We start from the raw sequence: 12228 nt of genomic DNA on the forward strand, positions 1-12228 counted from the left end.
AAGCTTGAAATTTCCTTTATATTTCTCTAGAAAAATAGCATTTTCCAAAGATAACAAAAATAACCTTTCAAGGGTTATCATCTTCATTGGCAGGCTTTCCGTAGCATTGGGGATTATTGTTTCTTTAATTACCGTCGCCACTGGTTTTGGTTCCAAAAAAGCTATCAAAGAGAGGCTGGCAGATTTCAGCGGACATATTACAGTAAGATCTACCCGATCCAACTCATCCTACAATACCTCAGTACTTGATAACCAGGGGCTGAATATTGCAAAAATCAAAGAACTGCCTGATGTAGAAAGTACCCAGAAATATGTAACGGTTACCGGAATTATGCGTAATAAGCACAATTTCGCTGGAATTATATTTAAAGGAATTGGAAAAGATTTTGACAGTTTAAGATTTAAAAAATTCCTGATTGCCGGTACGACTCCGAAAGTGACTGAGAAAGGCTTCAACAATGATGTTGCTGTTTCACAAAAAATAGCTAATGACCTTCATCTTAAAGTAAATGACAGCATTGTTACCGTATTTTTAAAAGCTGATCAAAAACCACTTTACCGAAAATTCAGAATCATCGGTATTTATAGAACTGATATTAAACTGATCGATGAGCAGTTTGTTATCGGCGGGATAAACCATGCAAGAAAAATTCAGGATATGAAGCCTGATGAAATTGGCGGAATAGACATTTTCTTCAAAAATGTAAATGACATTGACAAAGATTTTCCCGAAATTGAAAAACTGATTGGTTATAAAAACTACGCTGAAAAAGCCACTGAAAAGTTTCCGCAAATTACCGACTGGATCAGTATTTTTGACACCAATATCGCTTTGATTATCATTATTATGCTGATCGTAGTGGTCATCAATATCATTATGGTTCTTCTGATTCTTATTATTGAAAGAACCAATTCTATTGGTCTTCTTAAAACTTTAGGAGCGAGCAATTCACAGATAAGAGCAACCTTCATCAATTATACCCTGATCATTATGATTCCGGGGCTTTTATACGGAAATGCTATCGGATTGGGACTTATTTTAATCCAGAAATTCTTTGGTGTGATAAAGCTTAACCCGGAAAACTATTACGTAAGTACAGTTCCGGTAGACCTTAATCCTGTCGCCATTATTTCTATCTCGGTGGGAATTCTTATTATTTCAGGCTTGGCTTTAATTATTCCCAGCTATCTGATCAGTAAAATTTCTCCTGTGAAGGCTATTAAGTACAACTAAATTGATCATTAAAAATTGATAGATTATGAGTTGTTTTTCAATTCATTTCAATTTTATCCACAACTTATCCACACGTTATCCACAGCGCAGATAATTTTAAAAGCCTTATCTTTGCGCCGCATATAAACCATTTATGAAATACGCAAAAAATATCCTTGAAACGATAGGTAACACACCGCTGGTAAAGCTTAACAAAGTATTAGGTAAAGATTTCCCGGCATTAGTATTGGCAAAAGTAGAGACTTTCAATCCTGGAAATTCAGTAAAGGACAGAATGGCTCTTAGAATGATAGAAGATGCCGAAAAAGACGGCAGGCTAAAACCTGGGGGAACCATTATTGAAGGGACTTCCGGAAATACAGGAATGGGGCTGGCATTGGCTGCGATCATTAAAGGCTACAAATGTATTTTTGTAACCAATTCTAAGCAATCAAAAGAAAAATGCGACATCCTTCGTGCTGTAGGTGCTGAAGTAATCGTTTGTCCTACAGATGTAAAACCTACTGACCCGCGTTCTTATTATTCAGTTTCCAAAAGACTGGCAAAAGAAACGGAAAACGGATGGTATGTCAACCAATATGATAACTTATCCAACAGAGCTGCTCATTATGAATCTACAGCGCCTGAGATCTGGGAACAGACTGAAGGAAAACTTACTCACTTTGTGGCAGGAGCAGGAACTGGAGGTACTATTACAGGTTGCGGAACGTTCTTCAAAGAAAAAAATGCTGATATCAAAGTAATTGGAGTGGATACTTACGGTTCTATTTTGAAAGAATTCCACGAAACTGGGGAATTACATTACGACCACGCTTATACTTATATTACGGAAGGTATTGGAGAAGATATCATTCCTGAGAATTATGATATGTCTGTGATTGATCATTTTGAAAAAGTAACTGATAAAGACGGTGCCATCTATGCAAGAAAACTGGCTAAAGAAGAAGGTATTTTCTGTGGATATTCTGCCGGAAGTGCAATCGCTTCATTGATTCAAATGAAAGATCAGTTCACAAAAGATGATGTAATCGTTGTTCTCCTTCACGACCATGGCTCAAGATATGTAGGAAAAATCTACAATGATGAGTGGATGAAGGAAATGGGCTGGCTGGAAGAAAGCAAAGAAGGCTAATAAAGCAGAGACGATAAATTGGCATACCTTTTAAAGGGTAAAAATGTTAATTTCCATATAAAAAAACGGAGTAAAATAATTTTACTCCGTTTTTTTATTTATTGATATTCTCTTTCAATACATTTTTGAGAAAGCTGTACTCTCTCTCAGTCATTGCTTTTCTTGGAAACATATAATTGTATTTTCCTTCAAGAGAAATAAATTCATTACTACTGTCAAAATATTCAAAATCTTTCCATTCACTGGTTTCTTTTTCTCCATCAATATTTACAGTGAAAAAATTCTGATCAAATCTGATGTCATATACTTTACACTTTTCCAGCCCATTTAAATAATGATTCACCTGCTTCTTCCATCTTGACACTTTATTGACGCTTACAGATAGAAAAACAGCACAAAGTAAAAATATAAAACTCATAAAATATAAAACACCCACACTTTCTTTGCTCAAACTATCTTTTAAAAGAAATACAATGAAAACGATCACTGCAGCTACAATAGTGGTAACTGTTTTACTTTTCGTTGTAGGTGAAAAAAGCAGACTGCCCTGATTACCGCTAAAATAAATATCTTCAAAAATCTTTCTGTCCGATTTTAGTGTAATCACCTTTTCTTCATTCATAATTATAGAGTTTGCTTTAAAAAGCTACAAAACTAAACTAAATATCTTCATATTGATCACTTATTGCAGAAAGTTTGTTCATCAGTTCTCTGTTTCTACGGTTCAGCGCATCCAGCTTTTTCAGCATATTATGAATCACTTCAAGACCAGGAAGATTGACTTCGAGATCATAATGCCAGTTAGCAAACTTTTCCAGATCAGGCAGATCTTCATACATCAGATAATGAACATTCTCTTCAATCTGTATATTCAATAGCCCATATTCTACAAGCTCATCAAAAAAAGTGATTTCTATGTTATAGATTCTTACGAGTTCTTCCCGTGATATTCTTTCACTCATAGCTTAGGAATTTTTTAGTTGTTCAAAAAGTTCTTTCTGCTTTTCAGTAAGATTGGTTGGCAGTTTTACTTCATACGTTACAAAAAGATCTCCATGTTGTCCTTCTTTTTTATAAACAGGAAAACCTTTGCCTTTAAGTCTTACTGTGGCTCCGCTTTGGGTTTCCGGTTTTACTTTAAGATTAACGCTTCCGTCCAGTGTATTCACATTCACTTCTCCGCCTAAAACAGCAGTATAAAGATCAATTGCTACTTTGGTTTTCAAGTCATCTCCAATTCTTTCAAAATCTGGATCTATAGGAATATTAAAAGTAATATATAAATCTCCGCCTGGTCCTCCGTTTACTCCTGGGCTTCCATGTCCTTTTAATTTGATCTGCTGCCCGTCATATACCCCTGCCGGAATTGTAATTCTGACTTTCTTTCCATTGATATCAAAAGTCTGCTGGTGGGTTTTTGCGGCATCTCTTAAGTTCAGATTAAGTTCAGCCTGTATATCCTTTCCTTTGAATTTTCCGGAAGCTCTTCCTCTTGAGTTTCTGCCAAAACCGCCTTCTGCCCCACCGAACATGCTTTGGAAGAAATCTGAAAAATCTTCTCCTTCACCAAAGTCTGCCCCGGAGGAGCTTCCTCTGCTATTACTTTGCTGTTGATATTGTCTTTGTTGCTGCTGTTGAGCCTTTTCGTATTCTTCACCATGTTTCCAATGCTCACCGTACTTATCATACTTAGACCTGTTTTCAGAATTGCTGAGCACTTCATTGGCTTCGTTCAGTTCTTTGAATTTCTTTTCTGCTTCCTTGTCATCAGGATTAAGATCGGGATGAAGTTTCCTGGCCAATTTCCGGTAAGCCTTTTTGATATCATCCTGTGTTGCGCTTTTATCTACGCCTAAAGTTTTATAGTAATCTATATAAGCCATAGAAATGAGGTTTACCCAAATTTATGAAATTTAGGTCTGAAAATTGTATAACAGAGTGTTAAAAATAAACTTATCTTTGATAAAAAGCGCTACATGAAAGAGGTATTGAAAAACTACTCCGGAATTATATTTTTACTTTTGGGAATAACAATCGGAAGCATCATAGGAATCGTTGCTCCAGGTTTTGTGGAGTACATTAAGCCTCTGGGAGATATTTTTCTTAATCTTCTTTTTGTAAGTGTGGTTCCTCTAGTATTTTTTGCAGTATCCAACTCTATTGCCTCTTTAGAACAGCAGTCTAAATTTGGAAAGATCATCCTTGTGATGGCTCTTACTTTTTTATTCTTTATTCTTACTGCGGCTGTTTTTACGATCTGTGCTGTATATCTGTTTCCGGTTTCCGGAGTTTCAGGAAGCTCTGATATGATTGCAGAAGCAGCTAATGATGATACTTGGGGCAACAGAATAGTAAGCTTCTTCACGGTAGGAGAATTCACAGAGCTTTTTTCGAGACGAAATATGCTGGCACTCCTGGTATTTGCATTTATGACAGGATTTGCTGCCAGAAAAACAGGAGAGCAGGGGCAGCCTTTCAGGGCTTTTATTGCTTCGGGTTATGAAGTAATGAAAGAGCTTCTTTTGCTGGTTATGAAACTCGCTCCAATTGGTCTGGGAGCCTATTTTGCGTATCAGGTAGCCACTTTAGGACCACAGCTTTTCGGATTTTATGCTAAACCTTTGGGGCTGTATTATATCGCAGGAATTATTTACTTCTTAGTCTTCTTTTCCATTTATGCTTTTATGGCAAATGGAAGGAAAGGAGTGAAAAGCTTCTGGACGAACGCTATCTATCCTAGTTTAACGGCAATCAGTACCTGCAGCAGTTTTGCTACTATGCCGGCCAATTTACAGGCAGCCTCTAAAATCGGAATTCCGAATTCTATTGCTAATCTGGTGATCCCTATTGGGACTACGCTTCATAAAAATGGATCTTCCATGTCTTCTATTATTAAGATCTATGTGGCATTTTTAATCATTGGAAAGGATTTCTTTGATCCTGCCAACCTGTTATTAGCATTAGGGATTACTGTTTTCGTCAGTATTGTAGCTGGAGGTATTCCTAATGGTGGATATATTGGGGAAATGCTGATGATCTCCGTCTACAAATTACCTCAGGAAGCTATTCCGGCTGTCATGATCATCGGGACTTTGGTAGATCCTTTGGCTACAGTTCTGAATGCTGTAGGAGATATCGTCGCAGCTATGTTTGTCAACCGGTTTGTAAAGGTCTGATCTAATTTCACCTATTTTTTGTTACGAAATGAGTTCATTTTTTAAAAATATCGGATTATATGACAGTTCCAAAGTGGAAGTCAATATCAGCAGATCTGATCTGATTCAAAGGTTATGGAAAATCACTTATAAAACCAATACCACTTTTATATCACTGGAAAAAGATTCTGCAATTCCTACAAGGTTTGAATATAGAGGAATGATTGATGAAGAAAGTTTTACAATCAAAAGAAGGACAAGAATATTTGATATCAATATGAATAACCCCGTATTTCATGGGCACATTTCAAATGAAAATGGTACATCATCTGTCTCGGTAGAAGTTCGCCCATCCGGATTTCAGATTTTCAATTGTATAGGCATCCTACTTTTTTGCTTAGTGGCAATTTTTGTCAATATAGGAAGAGGGCAACAAGACCTTATGTTCCTGGTAGTGGCTTTAATAATAGCTGTTTCTCAATATTTCATCATAAAAAGGGGAATTTCACGAGGAAAATATGAATTTGAAAGAGAACTCATTTATATTGCTCAAAAGCCTTAAATTTTTTCTCTTTACTATTAAAATTCTATTCGCTGCGTTTCACAGGTTCCAGATTTTCATATTCATCAGGAGTGAAAAGCCTGTAGTGAACTTTAAAGGTTTTGCCTAAAGGAGTTTCCAAAGAGAAGCCTCCGGGACCCAAACCATCTGTAACATCCAACGTGAAGTGTGAATATTTCCAGTATTCAAAAAGATCGCGATCTATCCAGAACTCATATCCATTGATGGTTCCGATCATTGCATCATTCATTCTGGGGAAAAATCCCCCTTTTTCAAAACATTGTGGCTGTGTCCCTTCACAGCATCCTCCTGCCTGATAAAACATCAGAGGCCCATATTGGTCTTCAAGCTTCCGAATGACTTCAAGGGCTTGTTCCGTTGCAGAAAGTCTTGCTATTTTTGCTTCCATTGTTTTTGTTTTAGCCTGATACAAACCTTATCGTTATAAAAAGATCCCGGTGCAATACATTCTAACCGGGATCAGCAACACATCATCAATTAATTTGAGCCGGCAATATCCAAAACGATTCTGCCGTCAATTTGTCCTTTTTTCATTTTATCAAAGACGTCATTAATATCTTCAAGCTTTGCAGAAGTTACGGTGGCTTTTACCAAGCCTTCGTTAGCAAAATCTAATGCTTCCTGCAAATCTTTTCGGGTTCCTACAATGGAACCTCTTACGGTGATTCTTTTTAGTACGGTTTCAAAGATCGGAAGCTCAAAGGATCCGGGAGGGAGCCCGTTGAGTGCAATGGTTCCTTTTCTTCTCAAAACATCTATTCCCTGTTTGAATGCAATGGGTGAAACTGCTGTAATCAATGCACCGTGCATTCCGCCAACTTCTTTATGCAGATATTCTCCGGGATCTGTATTTTTTGCGTTGACCACCAAATCTGCACCCAATTTTTTCGCCAGCTCAAGCTTATCATCTGCAACATCAATAGCTGCTACATGCATTCCCATTGCTTTTGCATATTGAACTGCTACGTGTCCCAATCCACCAATTCCTGAGATAGCAACCCATTCTCCAGGTTTTGTTTCGGTTTCTTTCAATCCTTTATAAACAGTTACTCCGGCACATAATATAGGAGCAATTTCAAGGAAGTTTACATTTGATTTCAAATGTCCTACATATCTTGAGTCTGCAATCACATATTCTGCAAACCCGCCATCCACACTATAGCCTCCGTTTTTCTGTGTTTCACAAAGGGTTTCCCATCCTGTGATACAGTAATCACAACATCCACAGGCACTGTACAACCATGGGACACCGACCGCATCTCCTTCTTTTACAAAAGCTTCTGGTCCGCAGGCTACCACAATCCCAACTCCTTCATGTCCAGGGATAAGGGGCATCTTTGGTTTTGCAGGCCAATCGCCATCTATAGCGTGTAAATCTGTGTGGCAAACTCCACATGCCATCACTTTGACAAGGACTTCATATCTTCCGGGGGTTCTTACGGGTACTTCTTCTATTTTCAGAGGCTGGCCGTAGCCCTGGACTACTGCCGCTTTCATAGTTTTTGGAATCATATTTTATTTTTTGATCGAGTTATTACGGGTTATTAGATTTTATCACAATGTCTGAACGGGTAACTGTAAATGGTTGGGATTGCCTTTATAAAGTCAATAATTATATAGAATATTTACATCAAAAGACAGATATTTCCCTGCGTGAGGGATAGTAAGGGCGGCGAGGAACGAGCCGGTGCGGAATGCAATGAAGTACCGAAACGAAGTGCAGCCCTGCATAGCCCGACCGTTTTGCCCTGGAAAAAGCCAAGGCAATCGGGCACGTCCTAAATAATATTAAAAGAAACCTAACTTATTCTTGTTATAAGAAATCAGCATGTTTTTGGTTTGACGGTAATGATCGAGCATCATTTTATGATTTTCTCGTCCTATTCCTGATTGTTTGTAGCCTCCGAAAGGTGCTCCTGCAGGGTAAGAGTGATATTGGTTTACCCATACTCTTCCTGCTTCAATCTGACGTGGAACGTTATACAGCTGATGGGCATCTCTTGTCCACACTCCAGCTCCAAGTCCATAAATGGTATCATTGGCAATTTTCACGGCTTCTTCTTCATCTTTGAAGGTTGTGAATGCCAGCACCGGGCCGAAAATTTCTTCCTGGAAAATTCTCATTCTGTTGTTTCCTTTGAAAATAGTAGGCTGGATATAGTACCCGTCTTCCAGGTCTTCACCCAAATGGTTTACCGCTCCTCCTACCAATACTTCTGCTCCTTCTTCTACTCCTAATTGGATATAGGAAAGGATTTTATCTTTCTGAATCTGTGAAGCCTGTGCTCCCATCATGACGGTTTTATCCAGTGGGTTTCCTACTTTGATGGCTTTTACTCTTTCGATCACCCTTTCAATAAAGGCGTCTGCGATATCTTCCTGAACCAGCAGCCTTGAAGGGCATGTACAGATCTCTCCCTGATTAAGGGCAAAAAGAACGGCTCCTTCTATCGCTTTATCTAAAAATTCATCATCTGCATCCATTACAGAGCTGAAGAAAACGTTAGGTGACTTACCTCCCAATTCCAGGGTTACAGGAATGATATTTTCTGTTGCATACTGCATTACCAGACGCCCTGTAGCGGTAGAACCTGTAAAGGCTGCTTTAGCTACTTTGGGATTGGTCACTAATGCTCTCCCTAGCTCAGCTCCAAATCCGTTAACAATATTGATAACGCCCGCAGGTAAAAGATCTCCAATAAGCTCCATTAAAACCATGATGGAAACAGGGGTGCTTTCTGCCGGTTTCAACACCACACAGTTTCCTGCTGCCAATGCCGGAGCTAATTTCCAAACAGCCATTAGTATCGGGAAATTCCAAGGGATGATCTGCGCGATCACTCCAAGAGGTTCATGAACAATCAGGGATACGGTATCTTTATCCAGCTCATTGTGCGATCCTTCGTCAGCACGGATTACGGAAGCAAAATATCTGAAATGATCAATGGCCAATGGTAAGTCTGCTGCAAGCGTTTCTCTTACCGCTTTACCATTATCTATTGTTTCTACTATAGCCAGATATTCTAAGTTCTGTTCTATCCTGTCTGCAATTTTGTTCAGGATAATACTTCTTTCTGTAGACGAGGTGTTTTTCCAGGTACGAAATGCTTTTTCTGCAGCATCTACAGCCAGTTCCAAATCTTCTTTGGAAGAATGGGCAACCTGGGTAATTTTTTTTCCATCCACCGGAGAGACTACATCGAAATATTGTCCTTTAACAGGTGGTGTGAATTTTCCATCAATATAATTATCATATCTGCTTTTGAACTCTGGACGCTCTAAAAGTGTCGTTGATCTTGGTTCTGTAATAGTGCTCATATTAATCTTGTTTTTATTTTTCGATACCACCAAATTACACTGAGAAGACCAAAAGAGTATAGCACAATCCTATAAAAAAAGTGTAAAATAGTGCAAGGGTTTCAATTTTAGTATTTTATTAACAGCAACGTAGTCCCAAATTTTCTATATTTGAGTTACTCCCTTTTCAAAAAAAATTTAGAAATGAATAACAATAGTAAGATTTTATTAAATACTCCTGAATTACGTAAGGAAAGCCAACTATTGAGTCTTGTTGAACACCAGACGAAATTCAACCTAAATAATTGTGAATTCAGTATTTATGAGACCCACAAGGCTGCTTTTGATGTAAAACTTCATTTTGAAAACATTGCATTTACAGCCATGCTCAGGGGGAAGAAACATATGAAACTGGATAAGAAGACGAGTTATTTTGATTATTATCCGGGGGAAAGTATTCTGGTAGCTCCGGGAGAAACTATGGTTATTGATTTTCCTGAGGCAGATGAAACTCCTACACAGTGTATTTCATTAAGCCTTAATCCTGATTTTATTGAGGATTCTCTCAACTATCTCAATTACCATCTTCCTAAAGTGGATGAAACTTCGCAATGGAATATTCAGCTGGATGAATATTTTCTGTTTAATAATAAGGCGCTTGCCTCTGCTACCAATAATATTATGAGGATTGCTATGGATGATAATTCACAAAAGGATATCATGGCAGATTTTGCATTGAAAGAACTTCTGATCAGATTGATGCAGACCCAGGCAAGGAGTATGGTGGAAAAAAATATTGTAAAGAATAAATCCAGGATAGGGTTTGTGGTAAATTATATTAAAAGAAACCTACATCAGAAATTGTCTATTGACAGTATTGCAAAGCTGGCTTATGTAAGTAAATCAAATTTCTTTAAAATGTTTAAAGATGAACTGGGAACCTCCCCTAATGATTTCATTTTGCAGGAAAGAATCAGCCGTGCAAAAGAATTGCTGGCCAGCCAAACCAGCATCAAGGAAACTGCTTTTCAGACCGGATTTTCAGATACGAACTATTTCACAAGGGTATTTAAGCAATTGGAGGGTATCACTCCGAAAAGCTATCAGGACAGAATGCTTGTGAGGTAATTTTATTGACAAACTCAAGATAAGTTATAAAAAAAGAGCCCCATAAATGAGGCTCTTCTTAATAAATATATTAAAATTAAATCTTAATAATTGTCATTCTGCTTAACACTAGGGTTTGCAGAGATTTCTCTGATTGGAATAGGTAATGTATATCTGTAATCACCATTTGGAAGATTTTTCACATCGATAATATCATCCGTAGGGTTTCTGTCCATACTTACATTAGCCAATACAGCAAGTCTTTTCAAGTCAATGAAACGGTGTCCTTCAAGTGCTAGTTCTATTCTACGCTCTTTCAAGATGTCTGCATAAGCGAATTGTGCTGATGCATAAGCAGGCGTTGTAGCCGTTCCTAGGTAATTTCTTGCCGCTCTTACTTGTTGAATCAAATCATGAGCTGCTGTAAGGTTTCCTGCTTTCACTTCAGCTTCAGCCAAAATGAAATACATTTCTGATAATCTGAAAACTTTTACATCATTTCTTGTCGCTGTACTTGTTTTACCAGGATATTTGTCAATAACCAATCCATCAGTTCTTGTATTTCCTGCAGTTGCACTTGCATAGTTAGCCTTTGGTGTTTCTGTAGGATCTACATAAGCATATCTTCTGATATCTCCAGGAGTACCCGTGAATAAATTATATAGATTTCTTCCCCAGAACCACATTGGAGAACCTGTAATATTTGACTGGTTTGTATTCCATCTTGAACCAATTGATCCTCCAGCTCCTAATGGAAGTCTGTTTAGAGAGAAGATAATTTCTCCTCTTGAAGAATCATTCCAAAGGTTTCTATATGGATTGAAAGAACTTGCTACATCATAAAATGGTACATTCCATTCTTTAGATCCAACAACAAGATTGTTAACCGTAGATGGAGATGCCTGAGTTAATGATAAAGTTGAATTTGTTATAACTTCCTGTGCGTATTGTTTTGCTAAGGTTGTATTTCCTCTATACAAATTGAAACGTGCAGTAACAGCATTTACAAAAGTTTTATCTGTCAAATATCTTCCTTCAGAAGGATACCCTGCTTGACCAGGATATAATAATATATTTCTTGCGTAATCTAAATCAGCATTAATGAAATCATATACGTCCTGATTCTTAGCTCTTGGTAATTGTGCATCGGTAGAAGGAACATCTTTCAGAAGGATTACTCCTAATGCATTAGGATCCTTCATATCAGGAGAGAAATAAGCTTCTAACTGTACATAGCAATATGCTCTGATCGCTCTTGCCTGAGCAATAATCGCGTCGTATTGTTTTTGTTCTGCTGCAGAAGAAGGTGTAATTTTCTTTGCTCCTTCAAGAAGTCTGTTAACTCTGTTGATTACTTTATAGTTATTCATCCAGATCCCATCACTTGAAGCTGTACTTACAGTTCCTCCTGTTACAACAGCACTAGATGGATCAAGGAAGAATCTGTGTAGAGAATATTCCTGTCCTCCACTACCAGATCCTGGTTTTACTTCGTCTGTAAATACAGCTGTGAAGTAGATCTCATCAATTGGATCCAACTGAGCATATACAGATCCGTTTAAAACTTCGCCTAGATTAGCAACACTTGTATACAGATCTTGCTCCTGTAATTCTCCCGGCTGCTTTATATCAAGTGCATCCTGACAACTGTTCAGCGCAAATGCTGCAGATGATAAGGTTGCTACAACTAATATTGTATTTATAATTCTTTTCATAATTC

12 protein-coding genes are annotated in these 12228 nt (G+C 37.8%); 5 read left to right on the forward strand and 7 right to left on the reverse strand.

Annotation, left to right across the window (positions count from 1 at the left end; translation table 11 throughout):
- The first annotated feature begins 4 nt into the window (after window positions 1–4).
- Together AC07UM_RS19135 and AC07UM_RS19140 are read left to right on the forward strand one after the other, a co-directional pair.
- On the forward strand, window positions 5–1234 hold the full coding sequence (locus AC07UM_RS19135) for an ABC transporter permease (RefSeq protein WP_494681625.1): 1230 nt from the start codon (window positions 5–7) through the stop codon (window positions 1232–1234).
- A gap of 133 nt (window positions 1235–1367) precedes the next feature.
- On the forward strand, window positions 1368–2366 hold the full coding sequence (locus AC07UM_RS19140) for a PLP-dependent cysteine synthase family protein (RefSeq protein ID WP_494681626.1): 999 nt from the start codon (window positions 1368–1370) through the stop codon (window positions 2364–2366).
- A gap of 94 nt (window positions 2367–2460) precedes the next feature.
- On the opposite strand, the gene AC07UM_RS19145 is transcribed toward AC07UM_RS19140, so the two are convergent.
- From AC07UM_RS19145 to AC07UM_RS19155, 3 genes are read right to left on the reverse strand one after another with little or no spacing between them, the layout of a single operon-like run.
- Window positions 2461–2988, reverse strand: coding sequence for a hypothetical protein (locus AC07UM_RS19145; protein ID WP_494681627.1), 528 nt, complete (start codon window positions 2986–2988; stop codon window positions 2461–2463).
- 37 nt (window positions 2989–3025) lie between these two features.
- Window positions 3026–3328, reverse strand: a complete 303-nt coding sequence (locus tag AC07UM_RS19150) for a chaperone modulator CbpM (RefSeq protein ID WP_494681628.1) — start codon at window positions 3326–3328, stop codon at window positions 3026–3028.
- Between the two features lie 3 nt (window positions 3329–3331).
- Window positions 3332–4249 carry a DnaJ C-terminal domain-containing protein gene (locus AC07UM_RS19155; RefSeq protein WP_494681629.1) on the reverse strand — a complete coding sequence of 306 codons (918 nt, stop codon included), beginning with the start codon at window positions 4247–4249 and terminating at the stop codon, window positions 3332–3334.
- A 93-nt stretch (window positions 4250–4342) separates the two neighbouring features.
- On the opposite strand from AC07UM_RS19155, the gene AC07UM_RS19160 reads away from it, so the two are divergent.
- Window positions 4343–5542 carry a dicarboxylate/amino acid:cation symporter gene (locus AC07UM_RS19160; protein WP_494681630.1) on the forward strand — a complete coding sequence of 400 codons (1200 nt, stop codon included), beginning with the start codon at window positions 4343–4345 and terminating at the stop codon, window positions 5540–5542.
- Between the two features lie 28 nt (window positions 5543–5570).
- The gene (locus AC07UM_RS19165) at window positions 5571–6083 is read left to right on the forward strand and encodes a hypothetical protein (RefSeq protein ID WP_494681631.1); all 513 of its coding nucleotides are present in this window, start codon (window positions 5571–5573) and stop codon (window positions 6081–6083) included.
- A 25-nt stretch (window positions 6084–6108) separates the two neighbouring features.
- Here AC07UM_RS19165 and AC07UM_RS19170 read toward each other — a convergent pair whose 3' ends face one another.
- From AC07UM_RS19170 to AC07UM_RS19180, 3 genes are all read right to left on the reverse strand, one after another.
- Window positions 6109–6492 carry a DUF779 domain-containing protein gene (locus AC07UM_RS19170; RefSeq protein ID WP_494681632.1) on the reverse strand — a complete coding sequence of 128 codons (384 nt, stop codon included), beginning with the start codon at window positions 6490–6492 and terminating at the stop codon, window positions 6109–6111.
- A gap of 89 nt (window positions 6493–6581) precedes the next feature.
- Entirely contained in the window at window positions 6582–7616 is a 1035-nt protein-coding gene (adhP, locus tag AC07UM_RS19175; RefSeq protein WP_494681633.1) for an alcohol dehydrogenase AdhP, read from the reverse strand.
- A 276-nt stretch (window positions 7617–7892) separates the two neighbouring features.
- Window positions 7893–9422 carry an aldehyde dehydrogenase family protein gene (locus AC07UM_RS19180; protein WP_494681634.1) on the reverse strand — a complete coding sequence of 510 codons (1530 nt, stop codon included), beginning with the start codon at window positions 9420–9422 and terminating at the stop codon, window positions 7893–7895.
- A gap of 183 nt (window positions 9423–9605) precedes the next feature.
- Here AC07UM_RS19180 and AC07UM_RS19185 point away from each other — a divergent pair, with 183 nt between their 5' ends.
- The gene (locus tag AC07UM_RS19185) at window positions 9606–10529 is read left to right on the forward strand and encodes a helix-turn-helix domain-containing protein (protein ID WP_494681635.1); all 924 of its coding nucleotides are present in this window, start codon (window positions 9606–9608) and stop codon (window positions 10527–10529) included.
- A gap of 83 nt (window positions 10530–10612) precedes the next feature.
- On the opposite strand, the gene AC07UM_RS19190 is transcribed toward AC07UM_RS19185, so the two are convergent.
- Entirely contained in the window at window positions 10613–12223 is a 1611-nt protein-coding gene (locus tag AC07UM_RS19190) for a RagB/SusD family nutrient uptake outer membrane protein (protein ID WP_494681636.1), read from the reverse strand.
- Between the last annotated feature and the right edge of the window lie 5 nt (window positions 12224–12228).

It is taken from the genome of Chryseobacterium sp. GW821-FHT04C04 (assembly GCF_059420365.1).

Coding starts and splice junctions, on each gene's coding strand:
- AC07UM_RS19140 (WP_494681626.1), top strand. CDS start 1,368: ATGAAATACGCAAAAAATATCCTTGAAACGATAGGTAACACACCGCTG.
- AC07UM_RS19145 (WP_494681627.1), bottom strand. CDS start 2,988: ATGAATGAAGAAAAGGTGATTACACTAAAATCGGACAGAAAGATTTTT.
- AC07UM_RS19150 (WP_494681628.1), bottom strand. CDS start 3,328: ATGAGTGAAAGAATATCACGGGAAGAACTCGTAAGAATCTATAACATA.
- AC07UM_RS19155 (WP_494681629.1), bottom strand. CDS start 4,249: ATGGCTTATATAGATTACTATAAAACTTTAGGCGTAGATAAAAGCGCA.
- AC07UM_RS19160 (WP_494681630.1), top strand. CDS start 4,343: ATGAAAGAGGTATTGAAAAACTACTCCGGAATTATATTTTTACTTTTG.
- AC07UM_RS19165 (WP_494681631.1), top strand. CDS start 5,571: ATGAGTTCATTTTTTAAAAATATCGGATTATATGACAGTTCCAAAGTG.
- AC07UM_RS19170 (WP_494681632.1), bottom strand. CDS start 6,492: ATGGAAGCAAAAATAGCAAGACTTTCTGCAACGGAACAAGCCCTTGAA.
- adhP (WP_494681633.1), bottom strand. CDS start 7,616: ATGATTCCAAAAACTATGAAAGCGGCAGTAGTCCAGGGCTACGGCCAG.
- AC07UM_RS19180 (WP_494681634.1), bottom strand. CDS start 9,422: ATGAGCACTATTACAGAACCAAGATCAACGACACTTTTAGAGCGTCCA.
- AC07UM_RS19185 (WP_494681635.1), top strand. CDS start 9,606: ATGAATAACAATAGTAAGATTTTATTAAATACTCCTGAATTACGTAAG.
- AC07UM_RS19190 (WP_494681636.1), bottom strand. CDS start 12,223: ATGAAAAGAATTATAAATACAATATTAGTTGTAGCAACCTTATCATCT.